The organism is Streptococcus mitis (assembly GCF_905187535.1).
GTDB classification, from domain to species: domain Bacteria; phylum Bacillota; class Bacilli; order Lactobacillales; family Streptococcaceae; genus Streptococcus; species Streptococcus mitis_BS.
In genome coordinates this window covers 144,204-161,907 of sequence record NZ_CAJJIE010000028.1, presented here as the reverse complement: position 1 = coordinate 161,907, position 17,704 = coordinate 144,204, and the positions used below count along the sequence as shown (strand labels likewise).

The window sequence follows — 17,704 nt, the reverse complement described above, 5'->3', positions numbered from 1 at the left end:
TACCTCTTATTATACCACATTTCAGCTGGCAATCTTGTACCTAAAAAGACCGCAATCCACAGATTGCAGCCTTTCTTTATTTTCTGGCTTGATAGCGACTAGTCAGGATGAAAATCACGGTAAAGACCAACATCATGACACCATAAACAGGTAATGTTTGTCCTGTTAAGGTTGAAATTTCAAGCAGTTTTTGAATTCTTGGGAAGAGAGCTGTGGCTAGGAAGCCTCCTACTGACCAAACAATCAGGAGGACACGCCATAGGGTAAATGGCATGCAGGCTCTAAATACAGATAAGAAACCAATTGACCCCAAGAGATAATAGAGTAGAGTTGAAATTTCTAACTCAGACCAACCTTGGCTACTTCCAAATATTTTCACAAAAAGAACGCTGAACACAACCATGAGAGCACTTGGTAGAGCACGAAGCATGGATCTTCTGAGGAAGTTTGGCTCAACAGGTTTGATATTTCGCTCAAAAGTCAGAACGAATGGTGGGAACCCTTCCACGAACTGGTCAATCATGGTAATCTGGATCGGAATGAAGGGGAAAATCAAGATCCACTCAGACCGACCTAGTAAAGCACTGGCGATACAGATAACTGCGAGCAAGAATGAGTAGATGGTCTTTATCAAGAAAATCGGTGCAATGTGGGCAATATTATTAACCACACGACGACCTTCAAAAAGAATCTCAGGAACATCATTAAAGTCAGAGTTCAAGAGAACCAGATTGGCAATCTGACGAGTCGCTGGATCTCCCTCAGCCATCACGATAGAACAATCCGCCTCACGAAGGGCCAGGATATCATTAACTCCATCCCCTGTCATAGCTGTTGTATGCCCCGCTTTTTTCAGTGTTTGGATGATGAGTTTCTTTTGATGAGGGGAAACACGTCCGAAAATAGCTGTCTCCTCAGCCATAGTAATCAATTCCTCATCCGTAATTTTTGAGCAATCTACATAACTGTCATAGTCTGCAAAACCAGCCTTCTGGGCAATGCTGGATACCGTAACTGGATTGTCCCCAGAAATGATTTTGAGTCCCACTTCTTGAGAACGAAGATAGTCCAGCGTCTCAGCTGCTCCTTCTCGTATCGGGTCCAAGATTTCTAGCAAGGCTAGAGCCTGAATATCAGATGGTTTCTGTGGTTTGTGATGGTCTAATTTCTCCTGACTGAGAGCTAAGACCAAGACACGTGACCCTCTCTCCAAGGCCTCCCTGGCTTCTGGGGCTTCAGAGTCCAGCAACATCTCAGGCGCACCTAAGAAAACTGTCCCCAAACCTTCCAATTCCATAGCTCCCCACTTGCGATCGCTTGAGAAAGGAAGATTGGAAAGCATAGGATAAGAAACTTCTCCCACAAAACGCTTTCGAATAGCTTGGGCTGTTGGATTTTTATCTTCACTATGAGCCATGTAACTAGTCAGGATGCTGGCAATAGCCTCTTCATCATAATCTTCCATCAGCGGAAGAACAGCCTCCACCTGCATTTTTCCTTGGGTGATGGTGCCCGTCTTGTCCAGACAGAGCATATCCACGCGCGCCAGGGTCTCAACAGAGTACATCTCCTGCACCAAGACCTTTTTCAAGCCCAACTTAATCACTGCAGTCAAGAGCGAAGTAATGGTCAAAAGGGCAATTCCCTTAGGCAACATTCCCAGTAGGGCTGTCGACGAATTTACAACGGACGACTTAAGAGGCAAACCTTTTAAAAGCAAGGCTTCTAGCAAGAGAGCCAGACCAAAAGGAATGATAATCTTCCCAGTAAAACCTGCTAACCTATCCAGCGATTTCATGATACGGGAGTTAATAGGTTTAACGGTCTTGGCTTCCAGCATGAGTTTGGCAGCATAGTTGTCTGCACCTACATGGTGAACTTGAGCCAAAACCGACCCACTGGCTAGGAAACTTCCAGACAAAAGCAAGGCTTCAACTTCCTTTTGCACCAAATCACTTTCCCCCGTCAACATGGCTTCATTGACTTCCGCAAAGCCTTCCAAAACCAAGGCATCACTAGGAATCTGCTCTCCTGCAGACAAACGAATGACATCTCCTAACACCAATTCTTCAGGATTCAGAGCCACTTCTTGGCCATCACGGATGGTTTTGACCTTTTCCTTGGTCATGAGATTGAGCTTGTCCACCATGTGTTTAGCCCGCAGCTCGGTCACAATTCCAGAAAAAGCGTTAAAGCAGATAACAGCAAAGAAGACCAGATTGCTCCAAGCCTGCACAAAGGCTAGTGCCAAAGCAATGGCAAAGTTCAAAGCGTTAAAAAGGGTAAAGACATTTCGTTTGATGATTTGCCAAGTGCTGGTACTGGCCGAAGCAGTAAAATCATTGACCAAGCCCTTAGCCTGTCTTTCCTTGACTTCTCTTTGGGTTAATCCCATAATCTTATTTTTATCCATAAATTCTATCATATCATTTTTTCTAAAAGAATTCTAATCTCACCCCAAATATGCACCTAGTCAAGGGAAAAGTTTGCCAGCCCTCATTTGATAAGGTATAATAATAACAAGAAAATAATCGAAGGAGATCGCATGTTTTATACTTATTTACGTGGATTGGTTGTCTTGCTCCTATGGTCCATCAATGGCAATGCCCACTATCATAATACTGATAAAATTCCTAATCAAGATGAAAATTATATTCTGGTTGCCCCTCACCGTACCTGGTGGGATCCTGTTTACATGGCCTTTGCGACCAAGCCAAAACAATTTATCTTTATGGCCAAAAAAGAACTCTTTACCAACCGTATCTTTGGATGGTGGATTCGTATGTGTGGTGCCTTTCCTATCGACCGTGAAAATCCTAGCGCCTCAGCCATCAAATACCCTATCAATGTCCTCAAAAAAAGTGACCGCTCTCTCATCATGTTTCCAAGTGGGAGCCGCCACTCAAACGATGTCAAGGGTGGCGTAGCACTGATTGCCAAAATGGCCAAGGTCCGTATCATGCCGGTTACCTACACAGGTCCTATGACCTTGAAAGGCTTGATTAGTCGTGAACGTGTCGATATGAACTTTGGAAATCCAATTGATATCTCAGATATCAAAAAAATGAATGACGAAGGCATTGAAACAGTCGCCAATCGTATCCAAACAGAATTTCAACGTCTGGACCAAGAAACGAAACAATGGCACAATAATAAAAAACCAAACCCACTCTGGTGGCTTATCCGCATCCCTGCCCTCATCCTTGCCATTATCCTCGCTATCCTAACCATCATCTTTAGCTTTATCGCAAGCTTTATCTGGAATCCAGATAAGAAAAGAGAAAAACTTGCTTAAATAAATACAACAATCCCTTGGCAAAAGCCAAGGGATAAATTTTTTATTCGATTTTCCATTTTTGGGCCAACCAGCTGGAAAAGGCTAAAAATCGTTCAGCTACTTGTTCATGGTGTCCATAAGGGTCAAAGACAAACTGGCCGTTCGGATAGCGTTTCTGAAGACTGGTATGGATCTGCTCAGCATAGACTGGTGCTTGAGCCAAGCGATTAGTGTGGTGTTCTCCTTCTGTTTGACCATTCTGTAAATACAGCAAACAGTCCAAATTTTTCACATTTTCTTCCTTGCAGTAGGTCACAAAATCAGGATACCAAAAGGAACCGCAGATCGAAAAGACACAGGAAACCTTGTCAAAGCTGAAAAGACTGTAGACTGCCGCCAAACCACCTAGTGAGTAACCTCCATAAGCAAGGCGAGTTTCGTCCAGGCGATAAAGTGACTGCAACTTGTCTAAAAGGCCTCCAAATAAATGATCATGATAGACGTTTGCCTGACCGCCAAAATCTGGAGCTCCATCTCTCAGAGCCGATGTCGCCCAGGGAGTATAGTCGTCTAAGCGATTTTTAGAGGTCAAACCCACCAAAATCACAGATTCGGAAAGGGACGATAGGAAGTCCAAGTTTCCATCATTCAATAAAATTGCCGGATAGGTTTGATTGGGGTCGTAGTTAGAAGGAAGGCTGATTTTGACTTGAATTCCTTCCCAATCAAACTCATTATTTATTGATAAAGTCATTGATTTTCTCAAGGGAATCAACCACTGCTGGACCATAGTCCATCAATTCATCGTAAGAGATGTTCATGATTTTTTGATTCTTAATTGCAGGAACGCTTTCCAAAACAGCATTTGCCTTCATCAACTCTACTGCTTTTTCATCCAATTTTTTATTGCGGTCGCTGGTTACATAGATAATCAATTCAGGATCCATTGACACGAGATTTTCCAAGGTCAAGCCTGATGTCCCCGTAGCAACGTTTGTATAACCAAGTTGGTTCAACAAACTTTCTTGCAAAGCAGACTTGTAGGCACCGAAGGTTTGATCATTATAAGCAACCATAATCAAAGCCTTTTTCTTTTCACCTTGGCTTGCTGGATTTGCTTTCTTAACAGCGTCAATTTTAGTTTGTAATTGGGCTGCGTATTCATTGGATTTTTCCTGAACATTAAAAATCATTCCAAGATTTTTGACATCTTCTACGATATTCCCCAAATCTTGCTGAATTGTTGAGAGAGAAGCTTTTTGAGTATAAACTGGGATTTTGTTTTCATTCCAAGTGCTAACTGTCCCCAAGGATTTTTCAGAAAACATCATGTTTCGCCCCATCACAGCGTCTGGCTCATAAGAAAGAACTGTTTCTTGTGAGACTGTTTTTTTATCTCCAATTTGAGGAATCGTCGCGATCGCGTCCTTGTATTTGTCCGTCACAGCATTGTCTGGATTGAGCATGCCAGCAATTTTATCTTTCAAACCTAGTTCCAATAAGATTTCAGTTGTTGAAAGATTGTTTGTAATAACTTTTTCAGGTGCCTTGTCAAAAACTTGTTCAACTTCAGTTCCTTTTGCATCATAGGTTTTGACCGTTAGCGGATAAGTCATCTCTGTGCTGGCCTTTTGACTTGTTTCTGTGCTAGATTGTGTGGTAGCTTTTTCTGTAGTAGTATTGCCACAAGCTGCCAAAGTTAAGGTAGCTACTGTTACGAGTAAAATGCTTAGTGTTTTTTTCATATTGTTTTCCTTTTCATTCTTATAAATAGTGAATCATGGCTTGCTGATCCTCGGTCCAAGTCACTTGACTTTGAACTCCATATACAGTTTGCAATGACTCAGGGGTGATGGTCTCCTTTGGAGTCCCTTGGTAAAGGATTTCCCCCTCTTTCATCAGATAGAGATAATCCGAATAGCGACAAGCAAGTTGAATATCATGCAGGACAGCTAGAACATTGACCTTGAGATTCTTCACAATGGCCAACAAGTCTAGCTGATACCTGATATCCAGGTGATTGGTTGGTTCGTCCAGGAGCAAGAGAGTCGGTTCTTGCGCCAAGGCGCGGGCTAACAAAACTCGCTGTTTCTCTCCCCCCGACAGGGACGAATAGAGACGAGTTTTCTTCTCGAGCATATCCACCTTAACGAGGGCATCTTGAACGAGCGTAAAATCCCTTTCCCTTTCCTTCTGTAAAAAAGAGAGGTGGGGAGTTCTTCCCAGCAAGACGATTTCTTCAACTGTACAATCAAACTGCAGTTGGTTAAACTGGGTCACAACTGCCATTTGCTTGGCTGTTTCTTTGAGCGTCCATTGTTCCAGAGGCTTTCCATCTAGGCTTATCAAGCCTTTGTCCGCCTTTTCCTGACGATAGAGGAGTTTAAGTAGACTGGTTTTCCCGCTTCCATTTGGTCCTAGTATCGTGTGAAATTGATTCCCTTCAACTTTAAGAGAAACTCCCTTGAGGATTTTTTTCTCTCCCAGTCCAAAGTGGACATCCTGACAAATCAAGTCCATATCAGCTCCTCACCTCCCTTCGCCTACCTCCAACAATGTAGATAAAGAAGGGAGCACCTACTAAGGCTGTGAAAATACCAATAGGAAGCTCTGCGTTTGGAATGATGATACGAGAGAGTACGTCTGCCCAGACCACAAAGAGGGCACCCAGCAAGGTTGCAACAGGAAAAAGCCTCTTGTAATTCGTTCCTACTAATCCTCGAGCTAAATGTGGAGTAATCAGACCGACAAATCCAATAATCCCACAGGTTGCCACTAAGACTGCTGTCAGCACAGCCACCATTGTCACATAAAGATACCAATAAAAGCGTAAAGGAATTCCCAAAGTTAAAGCAGCCTCATCTCCCATCATCATCGCATTGAAAACACGATACTGAGTAGAGAAAAATAGAAAGGCTATTCCTACTACTATAGTTGGCAGGACCAAGTCTGCCCAGGAAGTCCCAGCGAGCGAACCCATTGTCCAAAACTTAATGGTCATCACACTATCCGCATTAGCGCCGACTGAGATAATAAAGTTTGAAAAAGCCAGAAAGAGAGCGTTGACCACCGTTCCTGATAAAATCAGACTAGAAGTCGTCATCCTTCCCTGCATAGAGGCAATGATGAGGACAGAAATTGTTGCCAAAATAGCTCCAAGAAAAGCTCCAAGGCTAATCATCACTTTTAAACCAAGAATGATGCTCAAAGTTGCCCCTAGAGTTGCACCCGCAGATATTCCTAAGACATAAGGCTCAGCGATGGGATTGTTCACTGTGGACTGCATCACGCTACCACACATAGAAAGGCCTGCTCCCACTATCAGACCTAACAATACTCGGGGAAATCTCATGTTCCATACAATGACAAGAGTGGACTTGGAAACCTCTCCTATCTCAAGAGGAAATCCTAATCTGCTCAAAATAATCCGATAGGTATCTCCTAGATCAATTGCAACAGATCCCATTGAAACTGCTAGAAAGAGAGAAATCCCTAAAGTAGCTAGCAAAATAACTAAAAGTAACACAAATTGCTGGTCTTGTCGGCTTCCAGAAAATTTGGAAAGCATGCAAACCTCCTTTGATAGAATCTTAAAAATTTAGAAAATTCTCATGAAAAGTATACCATATTTTCAACTGTGTAACAAGATGAGAACAAATGAATATAGTTGGTTTTATTGTGCTAGGAACCGTAACCGAAGATTAAACTTGAGTATGTCGAGGTAAGGTGACAACATAAAAAGCCCTCTGAAGTCAGAGAGCTGATTTGAGCTCGGGCTAAAATCCTAGTGAAAAAGATGGAACTCCTTGTGTTCATCGAACACGGTGTCGTTTCCCTATTTTCATACGGATTTCTTACGCCCTTAGCATCATGATTCTTGCTGGATAAACCGTTTATAGACTAGGCGAAGATTGTACAAAAAACTTTAGTGAAACAAAAATATCTCCCCGAAGGGAGAGAATCTGGTTTATTTTACCTTACAGTGCTAGGAACCGTAACCAAAGATAATACTTGAGTATACCAAGGTAAGTTGATAACATAAAAAAGCCCTCTGAAGTCAGAGAGCTCCAGTCTTGCTGGATAAACCGTTTATAGACTAGGCGACGAGGCGAAGATTGTACTAATGGTACATCGAGCCGAAGCCAACGAAGTATAGAAACGGTTTAGACGCAAGATTAGCGACGAAGTCCTAGAGAGTTGATCAACTCACGGTAACGGTTAACGTCGTTTTTACGCAAGTATGCAAGCAAGTTACGACGGCGACCGATTTTTTTCATCAATCCACGGTAAGTAGCGTGGTCTTTTTTGTGTTGTTTGATGTGTTCGTTAAGGTGGTTGATTTCCCAAGTAAGGACAGCAACTTGAACCTCTACTGAACCTGTATCACCTTCGTGACGTGCATATTGTGCGATGATTTCATTTTTTTTCTCTTTTGAGATTGCCATGATGTTTCTCCTTTTTATTTGGCTTCATCCGAGTGACAGGTTGGCATGCCTGTAACCAAGAAGAAGTTATTTGTCTTTACGACAATCCCTATTCTACCAATAACTAACTTCTTTGTCAACAGATTTACTTTCTTGTTTTAAACATGCTATAATAATCATAGCAAGAAATCTAAGTTGTCTGTTTTTTAAAACGAGGTGATTATCATGCCTAGATTCTATTCCCATCTCCCCTATTATTTGGTCATCTTTTTTCTTTTACTGGCCACTTTATGAGTTGTTATCACTAATCATTTCTGACCCCCTTTTTCTCAAGAGTCTCTACGTAAATAATATTCTCTTCTTTACACCTCTGGTAATCTTGATTGTATCGCTACTTTATAGCTACCGTTTCCGTTTCTCACTTTGGTGGTTAATTGGTAACGGACTGCTCTTTTGCTTTACTATCATAACCTTTGGTGAGTTTATACTAATTTACTTGCTAATCTATGAAACCTTGGCTCTGGTGGACATGGCTTCCGGTATTGGCATCAAGCATATTCTACAAAAATGAAAAACAAAAAACTTTCACAAAATCCTTGAAAAATCTCACAATCATGCTATAATAATCCATAGAGACAAGTCACTTAGTCCCTTTCTACTAGAGAGTGCGTGGTTGCTGGAAACGCATAGAGAGCCTAAACTGATACTACTCTTGAGTTTTTTATGAAAACATAAAACGGTGGCTACGTTAGAGCCAATCAGAGGTGTCCCTCTCTTTTGAGGTACATAAATGAAGGTGGAACCACGTTGCGACGTCCTTTTGAGGATGTCGCTTTTTGTTTTTCTATCTTTCACAATCCTCTGTCCCTGTTTTCAGAATAGGGTTAACATATTCGTCAATAATATAAGTAAGGAGAACATCATGATTAACATTACTTTCCCAGATGGCGCTGTTCGTGAATTCGAATCTGGCGTTACTACTTTTGAAATTGCCCAATCTATCAGCAATTCCCTAGCTAAAAAGGCATTGGCTGGTAAATTCAACGGCAAACTCATCGACACTACTCGTGCTATCACTGAAGATGGAAGCATCGAAATCGTGACACCTGATCACGAAGATGCCCTTCCAATCTTGCGTCACTCAGCAGCTCACTTGTTTGCTCAAGCAGCTCGTCGCCTTTTCCCAGACATTCACTTGGGAGTTGGTCCAGCTATCGAAGATGGTTTCTACTACGATACTGACAACACAGCTGGTCAAATCTCAAATGAAGACCTTCCTCGTATCGAAGAAGAAATGCAAAAAATCGTCAAAGAAAACTTCCCATCAATCCGTGAAGAAGTTACTAAAGACGAGGCCCGTGAAATCTTCAAGAACGACCCTTACAAGTTGGAATTGATTGAAGAACACTCAGAAGACGAAGGCGGTTTGACCATCTACCGTCAAGGCGAATATGTAGACCTCTGCCGTGGACCTCACGTCCCATCAACAGGCCGTATCCAAATCTTCCACCTTCTCCATGTAGCAGGTGCTTACTGGCGAGGAAATAGCGACAACGCTATGATGCAACGTATCTACGGTACAGCTTGGTTTGACAAGAAAGACTTGAAGAACTACCTTCAAATGCGTGAAGAAGCTAAGGAACGTGACCACCGTAAACTTGGTAAAGAGCTTGACCTCTTCATGATTTCTCAAGAGGTTGGTCAAGGACTTCCATTCTGGTTGCCAAATGGAGCGACTATCCGTCGTGAATTGGAACGCTACATTGTCGACAAGGAGTTGGCTTCAGGCTACCAACACGTCTACACTCCACCGCTTGCGTCTGTTGAGCTTTACAAGACTTCTGGTCACTGGGATCATTACCAAGAAGACATGTTCCCAACTATGGACATGGGTGACGGGGAAGAATTCGTCCTTCGTCCAATGAACTGCCCACACCACATCCAAGTCTTCAAGCACCATGTTCACTCTTACCGCGAATTGCCAATCCGTATCGCAGAAATCGGTATGATGCACCGTTACGAAAAATCTGGTTCCCTCACTGGTCTTCAACGTGTACGTGAAATGTCACTCAACGATGGTCACCTCTTCGTTACTCCAGAACAAATCCAAGAAGAATTCCAACGTGCTCTTCAGTTGATTATCGATGTTTATGAAGACTTCAACTTGACTGAATACCGCTTCCGTCTCTCTCTTCGTGACCCTCAAGATACTCATAAGTACTTTGACAACGATGAGATGTGGGAAAATGCTCAAACCATGCTTCGTGCAGCCCTTGATGAAATGGGCGTGGACTACTTTGAAGCCGAAGGTGAAGCAGCCTTCTACGGACCAAAATTGGATATTCAAGTTAAGACAGCCCTTGGAAAAGAAGAAACCCTTTCTACTATCCAACTTGACTTCTTGCTTCCAGAACGCTTCGACCTTAAATACATCGGAGCTGATGGTGAGGAACACCGTCCAGTTATGATCCACCGTGGTGTAATCTCTACTATGGAGCGCTTTACAGCTATCTTGATTGAGAACTACAAGGGTGCCTTCCCAACATGGCTTGCACCACACCAAGTAACCCTCATCCCAGTATCTAACGAAAAACACGTGGACTACGCTTGGGAAGTGGCTAAGAAACTCCGTGACCGTGGTGTTCGTGCAGATGTAGATGAGCGCAATGAAAAAATGCAGTTCAAGATCCGTGCGTCACAAACAAGCAAGATTCCTTACCAATTGATCGTTGGGGACAAGGAAATGGAAGACGGAACAGTCAACGTTCGTCGCTACGGACAAAAAGAAACACAAACTGTCTCAGTTGATGACTTTGTTCAAGCTATCCTAGCTGATATCGCCAACAAATCACGCGTTGAGAAATAAGAGATAAAATCCTAGCTACCTAAAAAGCAACAACTATTTCAGCTGTTGCTTTTTATATTTTTACTCAATGAAAATCAAAAAGCAAACTAGGAAGCTAGCCGCAAGCTGTACTTGAGTACGGTAAGGCGACGCTGACGTGGTTTGAATTTGATTTTCGAAGAGTATTATTTAATCCGAGCTAGTAGTGATTGACCAAACCACCACACAAGATTTGCTTTCATGAGTTAGATAAGGTCAATATCCTCAATCCTTGTCTGCTTCATTTTCTTTTACGAGATCTTTTTGTGAATCTTTTTCAGAGAGTTTTTGATCAATATACTTGTCAATGTTTTCATAAAATTCCTTGGTCGCTTCACTATCTAATGTTGGCGAGTTCTGAACTTGATTCACTTTCAATTGAACAGATTGAATACCGTAAGAGGCTTGTTTTTGGTGGAGTGTTTCTAATTCTTCTTCTGAAATCGGATCTCCAACAACCGTCAAGACCAATTCATTGTTACTTGACTTGTAGACTTGATTAATAACCGTATAATTGGCGAACTCTTTTCCTACAAACTGTTTGATCCCTTCTTTGCGCGCTTGTTCTATTGTCAGAGTAACTGCCGAATAGCTAGCTGGAAGAATCAACAATACAATCAAAGATATCAAGCCAATTCTCATTTTAATGCTCAGCTCTTTAAATGAAGTTAAAGGAGATTTTCTCATCAAAATTCTTGTTCCAACAATGTTGGCTAGCATGATAAAGACACAGTTGATCAAGAAAAGATAGAGAGCCCCCAATAAAAATCGTACATTCCCATTAGCTAAACCATAGCCAGCAGTACAGATAGGCGGCATCAGAGCTGTAGCAATGGCTACTCCTGGCACGATATTGTTTGCTTCTTTTTTCCTTGAACCGATCACACCAGCAATCCCACCAGCAATAGCAATGAGGACATCCCAAATGGTTGGAGAGGTTCGTGCAATCAACTCGCTACTTGCATAAGACAAGGGAGAAATCCAGAAATACAGAGTCGAGACAAGCAAACTGACCAACACTTGAGTCAATAAAACCTCTAGAGATTGCTTGATTAAACGCGTATCAAAAATAGCTAAACCGAATCCCAGTCCAACAATCGGTGTCATGAGAGGTGAAATCAACATGGCTCCTATAATGACAGCTGTTGAATTCATATTTAGTCCGATAGAGGCAATAAAAATTGCACACATCAAAATCGCTGTATCTCTCAATCGAACATGAAGGTCATCGTATAATTTCTCACGGTATTCCCGTGTTGAATAATTGGCAGTCATTTGTCCTCTCCTCTTTCCTTATTTAAATTGGTATAATAATTAAAAATAACAGCTGATAAACAGCCAAAAAATATGAGCCCATAAATCGTCAAGAAGACACTGGTAATCCTTCCAATCAAGGTCACAGCTAGGAGATCCCCGTAGCCGACAGTCGTCGAAGTCACAAAAGCATACCAAAGACCGTCTCCGTAATTTGTGATAGCAGGTTCAACTAGGAAAAGCACGCCTCCTGACCCAAAAACAAAGGTCACAAAACTCAGAGCAAACCGAGTAAAACCCGTAACCTGCATAATATGCCATAACATTTTTAAACGTTTCATTTGTTCTCCTTATTCATACTAGCTCCTGACCGAGCCGTTTTTTTCCAATAATCAAAGTGAAGATAGGACATGATCTCCATCACCAAACCCCAGTCCAACAATCGGTGTCATAAGAGGGGAAATCAGCATGGCTCCAATAATGACAGCTGTTGAATTCATATTTAGGCCAATAGAGGCAATAAAAATCGCACACATCAAAATCACTGTATCTCTTAATCGAACATGAAGATCATCATATAATTTCTCACGGTATTCACGTGTTGAATAGTTTCCAGTCATTGGTTACTCCTTTTATTTCGTATAATTTTGTTTCTGCATGGATGATGGTAGAGAGACTTCTGTCCAATCTTACATATTTTTCTTCTCACCTGTTATTCTTTTGAAAATTATCCTTTAAATATCCGTCAGTCCATCCTTAACATTATATCAAAAATTTTACAGTCTTTCTTCGAAGAAATCTATCAATTGAATAGATAGATGAAGCAAGAAATTTTTGTTTCCTTATCCGAAGAAGGAAAAACGGTATCTCCTGAACCTTGATACTATGCGTTTTATTCTTTATAATTTAGCTATTTCAAAATTACAAGTTCTCCATTCTTAATTTCCCAAACTTGGTCAAACTTACTTAATAATTCGTTTTGGCGATGTAAAGTAACAATGACGGCACTTGGTAGTTCCAGAACTCTTTCCAATTCCATTTTAAACTGATTAGTATCCAAGGCAGAGAAAGGTTCGTCTAGGATAAGCAATGGATTTTTACGATTTTTCTCACGATTTAAATACATTCGTTGTTGCTGACCACCTGACAGGGATTGTGGTGGAATTTTTTCAAAATCTTCTTCTCTGAATTTTTCATTGAAACTATTGAATAGCGTTACATTATTTTCATAACTCGAAATAAATGTATGTTCTTGTTGCAGAATCATACCGAATCTTCCCCAAAGATGGTCCAAAACAAGCCCATCTAGCACAATTTGTCCTTCAAAATCTTCATCTGTTCCATTTAAAATGTTGAGAAGACTACTTTTTCCAGACCCATTCTTACCAATAAGCGCAATTTTATCCCCTTTTTGAATCGTAGCGGAAGTAATTATCAATTTTGATTCTCCCAGTTGTTTGGAAATGTTTTTCAAAGTAATCGTATCAAAAGAATGTTGAGGTGCTTGAACTGAAACGGGTCTCCCAACAATGTTTTGAAAACTCTTGATTACAGGCTTTACGGACTCTAACATTTGTAAATCATAAAGGATTTCCTGTATTGGTTCAGAAAAAGCATTAATATATCCGAAACTCGCCACCACCTCAGGAATACCGAGTTGCTGGTGAGATAGAGAGTAGGCTAAATAAATAAACAGAACAAGACTAATGAATTCAAAAGAAACACCTGTCAATAAGATGCCTGTAATTTTTGTCAAACCATACTTAAAATACTTATCCTGCAAATTCTTTAGAGAACTCTTTTGTTGATTCAAAAAATGCGACATAGTTAGTTTATTTACCAAATGATGTCCCATGAGCAAATCCTCCAAAGTTCGATAGTAATCTCCTTGTTTTTTCAAGTAAACCTGTCTACGATTAGCGGTCAACTTCCCAACGATTTTAGGAATTTGAATACTAATTCCAGTAGAAAAGATTAAAATCAGTGATACAATAGGATTAATTGTTCTGCTAATAATGAAAGCGTAAATGATGATACGTAAAATTTGTTTGATAAAACTCATCAATGGAGGAAGGTAATCCTTTTCCAACGAATCTAGGTCATTAGATTGATAGGAAATATACTCTGCTACTGTTTTCTGCTTGAAATCGTGATGACTGAGTCCCAGAAGTGAACGAAACCACTCATTTTTCAAAGTAGTCGAAAAGATAATCCCCTGCTTCCAATCAAGTATCATTTGGATATAGTTACAACTCAAATAGCCAGCCACTGACATAGAGTAACCATATAGAGCTACTTGATAATCCCCTTTGATTAATGCCTGCGTGAAATACGGTAACAAAGCTGTGCAGATATTCGATACTACACCAAAAAGAAAATTAAAGAAGAGATACCATCTAATAGTTTTAAGATATGGTAGCATATACGATACTCCTTGCTAATGCGTTTTTTTACATATCTCAGAACAATCTCTACTATTCCTTATTTCAGATAGTGCGATACTCAGACATTGAGTGCAATAATTGTAAATCACACAAGTTCTGCAGTTTTTACTATCATTCAAAATATAATTTGCTATTTTGTAAAATATAGGTCTATCCCATGTTTCTTTGATAGATGTAAAATGAATATTTCCAACACTTCTATTGAAAGTAAGCTTTTTCAGTTTTTCTAACGATTTAGGCTATTTCGTGACACACCCACAATCCGTGAAAATTCTGGTTATATCAGATTATGTGATTTTCGTAAGAATTTTATATTGTCTCCAATCATGGTAGTCTCCTTTTACTTGATAAAACTATTATAACATTTAGAAATTAAAAACTGGTTCAAAATCAATAGGATGTGTGTATTCGATACATTCAATAAATTCTTGGAAACAGTTCTACACCAGTTACACAAATCTATATACACCTATCTCATTCAAAATAAAAAGAAAGCTGCAGTTCTTTTAATCCTGTATCAACGATTCATTCTGAAATCGAATAGGAGACATTTCCCAAGTCTACAATTCACTTCATCTCACATTAATTTTTGTAATTCACCCTTAGTTTATAGATTTTATACTCAACAAAAGTATAAAGCATACAAAACTTCACTTTGAACCAGTATTTATACTATATTCCGTATTAAAAATTCTATTATTGGTTTTGTAAAAAACAGTCTTCAAATATCCTGAAATATAGCAAAAAGAGATTGGGTAAAAACTCATTGTCTCTTCTCACTCAAGGACTAACTTTACTTGAGCAAACTGAATCCGCACTATCGTTCCTTTTCCAACCTCAGACTCGATACGAATCTGGTGCCCCAGTTCTTCAGAAATTTTCTTAGATAGATAGAGGCCAAGTCCAGATGACTGCTGAGTTAGGCGTCCATTATATCCTGAGAAGCCACGTTCAAAGACTCGGAGGACATCACTGTTTTTTATCCCGATTCCCGTATCCTTGATACAAAGCTCTTGCCCCTCCATATAAATCTCCAGACCACCTTCCTTGGTGTACTTGAGACTGTTTGAGATGATTTGCTCAATAACCACTAGCAGCCACTTTTTATCCGTCACGATTTCTTTATCAAGGTCATGTAGATTGACATTTAGGCCTTTTTGAATAAAGAAAAGAGCATATTTACGAATTATTTCCTTGACCAAATCCTCAATTTGAACCTGCTTTAAGACCAAATCATCATGAAAACTTTCTAAACGCAGGTATTGTAAAACTAGATTGGTATAGGAGTCAATCTTGAAAATTTCCTGTTCTAATTGCTGCTTCAGTTGGCGGTCGGCTACTTCTGCAACTAAGAGTTGACTAGCTGCAATGGGGGTCTTAATCTGATGAACCCACAAGGTATAGTAATCCAGCAAATCCGTCAATTTTCTTTCTGAATCTGACCTCTGCTGATAAAGTTCCATCTCACGCGCTTCTAATTTTTCTGCTAAAACTATTTCCAAAGGAGATTTGGCTTCCCTCTCCCCATAGAGAATTTCCTGACGATAGACCTGCATTTCCACCAATATGTCCCAAGTGAAAAATAAGATGGTTACAAAGCAACACAAGAGGAAAAAGTAGAGAAAGTAAATTCCCAAACTGGCAAATAAAAACTGAAAGAGTAAGAGCAGAAACGTCAAAGAAATCAGATAAACAAACAGACGACTACGGGAACGCAGATAGGCTAGAAAAAATTGTTTCCAATCAAGCATGCTTTAATCCGTACCCTATCCCTTTCTTGGTTTCGATAAATCCTACCAAGCCCTGCTCTTCCAACTTTTTACGCAATCGAGCCACATTAACAGATAGGGTATTGTCATCAATGAAAAAGTCACTGTTCCAAAGTTCCCGCATGAGATCGTCACGCGCTACAATATTGCCCGCATGCTCAAACAAAACTCGTAAAATCTGGAATTCGTTCTTGGTCAAATTCAAGACTTGCCCTTGATAATGTAAATCCATTGATTTGGTATTGAGGATAACACCAGCATATTCCAGTAAACTCTCGTCACGCCCAAACTCATATGAACGTCGCAACAAGCCCTGAACTTTGGCTAAAAGAACCTGCTGGTCAAAAGGCTTGGTCACAAAGTCATCCGCCCCCATATTGATTGCCATGACAATATCCATAGCCTGGTCTCTCGAAGACAGAAACATGATGGGGACCTTGGAAATCTTGCGAATTTCCTGACACCAGTGATATCCATTAAACAAGGGCAAACCAATATCCATGAGGACCAGATGAGGCTCCGACTGAACAAATAGACTCAAAACTTCCATAAAGTCTTCTACCAGGACCACTTCAAATCCCCATTCAGAGAGCATTTTTCCGACTTGTTGACGAATAACCTGATCATCTTCTACTAATAAAATCTTGTGCATCTGATTCTCCTTTGCTAATTTTAGGAGTCTTAAATCCTTTAGTATAAATAGAGGGCTTAGTATCTAATACTTTTTTGACATTTCCTTGTCACAACAGCTCAAAAACAGATAGTGAATAACCCCATTGATATCATACCTTATTTTTAGACATAGTGCCAGCACTACCCTTTTATTTTTAATTTTTTCAACCTTCATTTCAGTTCTTTTATCCATCCCCTTAACCAAAATTTATATCTATTCTTCCAAACCTTGAGTGTAGTTAAAACGACACTCTATACTCTTCTAACATTGAAACGCTCCTTATCGAGTGGTATCCGTAAAAAGTTCTAGCTTTCAGATTGACAATCTGAAAAAGATTTGTTAAGATATGAATGAACAATATTTAATATTCATTCAGAAAAGAGGTGAATCAAATTGGACAAAAAACAGACTTTGAAATCCGCAGCTTATGAAGTTTTTTCAAAAAAAGGATACAAGGCGACAGGAATTTCAGAAATTGCTAGACAAGCTCATATGGCAGTCGGATCTTTTTATAACTATTACGAAAGTAAAGAAGCTATTTTTTTAGATATCTATATTGATGAAAACAGCCGTGTTCGCCAAACTATGATCGAAGAACTGGATTGGGAAATTGATATGATTGATCTTATTAGTCAACTCTTTGCTCAATCCAGAGCACTCGTTTCTTCCAATAAAATCCTTGCAGAATGGTACAATCCTGCCATAGCAGATGAGTTGCATAGCTACTATTCCTCAGAAGAAGGGAAAGTCACGAATCCATTTCATCAATTTCTCGTGAAAACCTTTACTCATCGTTTGCAGGCTGAAGGCCATTCTCCAGAAAAAATTCAAGATATTTTACAAGTTTACAACCTATTTTACTACATGGATATGCATATCACAGAAAATGATTTTCCAGATATTAGCAAAACTGTAGAAATACTAGCAACCAACTTCATTAAAGGAATACTGAAATAAAGAAATCTTTTCTTTATTTTTT

Annotated in this window: 14 protein-coding genes and 2 pseudogenes; 4 read left to right on the top strand and 12 right to left on the bottom strand. The window is 40.0% G+C overall.

The features are described from left to right. Positions 1-76 precede the first annotated feature (76 nt). Positions 77-2,413: a cation-translocating P-type ATPase gene (locus JQ841_RS04230; RefSeq protein ID WP_203180222.1), complete on the bottom strand. Its 2,337-nt coding sequence runs from the start codon at positions 2,411-2,413 to the stop codon at positions 77-79. A gap of 132 nt (positions 2,414-2,545) precedes the next feature. Between JQ841_RS04230 and JQ841_RS04225 the strand changes: the two genes are divergently transcribed. Further along, on the top strand, positions 2,546-3,295 hold the full coding sequence (locus JQ841_RS04225; RefSeq protein ID WP_000500197.1) for a lysophospholipid acyltransferase family protein: 750 nt from the start codon (positions 2,546-2,548) through the stop codon (positions 3,293-3,295). A gap of 43 nt (positions 3,296-3,338) precedes the next feature. Here the strand turns inward: JQ841_RS04225 and JQ841_RS04220 are convergent, their stop codons facing one another. The 5 genes from JQ841_RS04220 to rpsO form a co-directional block, all read right to left on the bottom strand. Further along, positions 3,339-4,031 carry an alpha/beta hydrolase-fold protein gene (locus JQ841_RS04220; protein ID WP_004255665.1) on the bottom strand — a complete coding sequence of 231 codons (693 nt, stop codon included), beginning with the start codon at positions 4,029-4,031 and terminating at the stop codon, positions 3,339-3,341. Then, positions 4,012-5,022 (bottom strand): ABC transporter substrate-binding protein, encoded by a 1,011-nt coding sequence (locus tag JQ841_RS04215; RefSeq protein WP_203180198.1) that lies wholly within the window; start codon positions 5,020-5,022, stop codon positions 4,012-4,014. Before JQ841_RS04215 ends, JQ841_RS04220 begins: the two co-directional genes overlap by 20 nt. 19 nt (positions 5,023-5,041) lie before the next feature. Then, positions 5,042-5,797: an ABC transporter ATP-binding protein gene (locus tag JQ841_RS04210; RefSeq protein WP_045611207.1), complete on the bottom strand. Its 756-nt coding sequence runs from the start codon at positions 5,795-5,797 to the stop codon at positions 5,042-5,044. A gap of 1 nt (position 5,798) precedes the next feature. Further along, on the bottom strand, positions 5,799-6,845 hold the full coding sequence (locus tag JQ841_RS04205; RefSeq protein ID WP_203180197.1) for a FecCD family ABC transporter permease: 1,047 nt from the start codon (positions 6,843-6,845) through the stop codon (positions 5,799-5,801). A gap of 607 nt (positions 6,846-7,452) precedes the next feature. After that, the gene (gene rpsO, locus JQ841_RS04200; RefSeq protein WP_001018251.1) at positions 7,453-7,722 is read right to left on the bottom strand and encodes a 30S ribosomal protein S15; all 270 of its coding nucleotides are present in this window, start codon (positions 7,720-7,722) and stop codon (positions 7,453-7,455) included. Positions 7,723-8,374: 652 nt separating this feature from the next. On the opposite strand from rpsO, the pseudogene JQ841_RS10180 reads away from it, so the two are divergent. After that, positions 8,375-8,583: pseudogene (locus tag JQ841_RS10180) on the top strand (hypothetical protein). A 40-nt stretch (positions 8,584-8,623) separates the two neighbouring features. Further along, the gene (gene thrS, locus JQ841_RS04195; RefSeq protein ID WP_023945494.1) at positions 8,624-10,567 is read left to right on the top strand and encodes a threonine--tRNA ligase; all 1,944 of its coding nucleotides are present in this window, start codon (positions 8,624-8,626) and stop codon (positions 10,565-10,567) included. A gap of 243 nt (positions 10,568-10,810) precedes the next feature. Here thrS and JQ841_RS04190 read toward each other — a convergent pair whose 3' ends face one another. The 6 genes and pseudogenes from JQ841_RS04190 to JQ841_RS04165 all read right to left on the bottom strand — a co-directional run bounded on the left by JQ841_RS04190 (position 10,811) and on the right by JQ841_RS04165 (position 16,704). Continuing rightward, on the bottom strand, positions 10,811-11,860 hold the full coding sequence (locus JQ841_RS04190) for a DUF389 domain-containing protein (protein WP_049516469.1): 1,050 nt from the start codon (positions 11,858-11,860) through the stop codon (positions 10,811-10,813). Continuing rightward, a complete protein-coding gene (locus JQ841_RS04185) occupies positions 11,857-12,180 on the bottom strand; it encodes a potassium channel family protein (RefSeq protein WP_000825751.1) in 324 nt (107 codons plus the stop codon). The genes JQ841_RS04190 and JQ841_RS04185 overlap by 4 nt, the downstream gene beginning before the upstream one ends. Positions 12,181-12,261: 81 nt before the next feature. After that, positions 12,262-12,459 (bottom strand): annotated as a pseudogene (locus JQ841_RS04180) (DUF389 domain-containing protein); the annotation flags it as partial. 290 nt (positions 12,460-12,749) lie between these two features. Then, positions 12,750-14,261: an ATP-binding cassette domain-containing protein gene (locus JQ841_RS04175; RefSeq protein ID WP_004242726.1), complete on the bottom strand. Its 1,512-nt coding sequence runs from the start codon at positions 14,259-14,261 to the stop codon at positions 12,750-12,752. 798 nt (positions 14,262-15,059) lie between these two features. Beyond that, the gene (locus tag JQ841_RS04170; protein ID WP_203180196.1) at positions 15,060-16,034 is read right to left on the bottom strand and encodes a sensor histidine kinase; all 975 of its coding nucleotides are present in this window, start codon (positions 16,032-16,034) and stop codon (positions 15,060-15,062) included. Continuing rightward, entirely contained in the window at positions 16,027-16,704 is a 678-nt protein-coding gene (locus JQ841_RS04165) for a response regulator transcription factor (protein WP_000548991.1), read from the bottom strand. Before JQ841_RS04165 ends, JQ841_RS04170 begins: the two co-directional genes overlap by 8 nt. Positions 16,705-17,112: 408 nt before the next feature. Here JQ841_RS04165 and JQ841_RS04160 point away from each other — a divergent pair, with 408 nt between their 5' ends. Then, positions 17,113-17,682, top strand: a complete 570-nt coding sequence (locus JQ841_RS04160; protein WP_203180221.1) for a TetR/AcrR family transcriptional regulator — start codon at positions 17,113-17,115, stop codon at positions 17,680-17,682. Positions 17,683-17,704 lie beyond the last annotated feature (22 nt).

What these genes read in the sequence shown, in the direction of transcription:
- JQ841_RS04230 (WP_203180222.1), bottom strand. Translation starts at nt 2,413, where the DNA reads ATGGATAAAAATAAGATTATGGGATTAACCCAAAGAGAAGTCAAGGAA.
- JQ841_RS04225 (WP_000500197.1), top strand. Translation starts at nt 2,546, where the DNA reads ATGTTTTATACTTATTTACGTGGATTGGTTGTCTTGCTCCTATGGTCC.
- JQ841_RS04220 (WP_004255665.1), bottom strand. Translation starts at nt 4,031, where the DNA reads ATGACTTTATCAATAAATAATGAGTTTGATTGGGAAGGAATTCAAGTC.
- JQ841_RS04215 (WP_203180198.1), bottom strand. Translation starts at nt 5,022, where the DNA reads ATGAAAAAAACACTAAGCATTTTACTCGTAACAGTAGCTACCTTAACT.
- JQ841_RS04210 (WP_045611207.1), bottom strand. Translation starts at nt 5,797, where the DNA reads ATGGACTTGATTTGTCAGGATGTCCACTTTGGACTGGGAGAGAAAAAA.
- JQ841_RS04205 (WP_203180197.1), bottom strand. Translation starts at nt 6,845, where the DNA reads ATGCTTTCCAAATTTTCTGGAAGCCGACAAGACCAGCAATTTGTGTTA.
- rpsO (WP_001018251.1), bottom strand. Translation starts at nt 7,722, where the DNA reads ATGGCAATCTCAAAAGAGAAAAAAAATGAAATCATCGCACAATATGCA.
- thrS (WP_023945494.1), top strand. Translation starts at nt 8,624, where the DNA reads ATGATTAACATTACTTTCCCAGATGGCGCTGTTCGTGAATTCGAATCT.
- JQ841_RS04190 (WP_049516469.1), bottom strand. Translation starts at nt 11,860, where the DNA reads ATGACTGCCAATTATTCAACACGGGAATACCGTGAGAAATTATACGAT.
- JQ841_RS04185 (WP_000825751.1), bottom strand. Translation starts at nt 12,180, where the DNA reads ATGAAACGTTTAAAAATGTTATGGCATATTATGCAGGTTACGGGTTTT.
- JQ841_RS04175 (WP_004242726.1), bottom strand. Translation starts at nt 14,261, where the DNA reads ATGCTACCATATCTTAAAACTATTAGATGGTATCTCTTCTTTAATTTT.
- JQ841_RS04170 (WP_203180196.1), bottom strand. Translation starts at nt 16,034, where the DNA reads ATGCTTGATTGGAAACAATTTTTTCTAGCCTATCTGCGTTCCCGTAGT.
- JQ841_RS04165 (WP_000548991.1), bottom strand. Translation starts at nt 16,704, where the DNA reads ATGCACAAGATTTTATTAGTAGAAGATGATCAGGTTATTCGTCAACAA.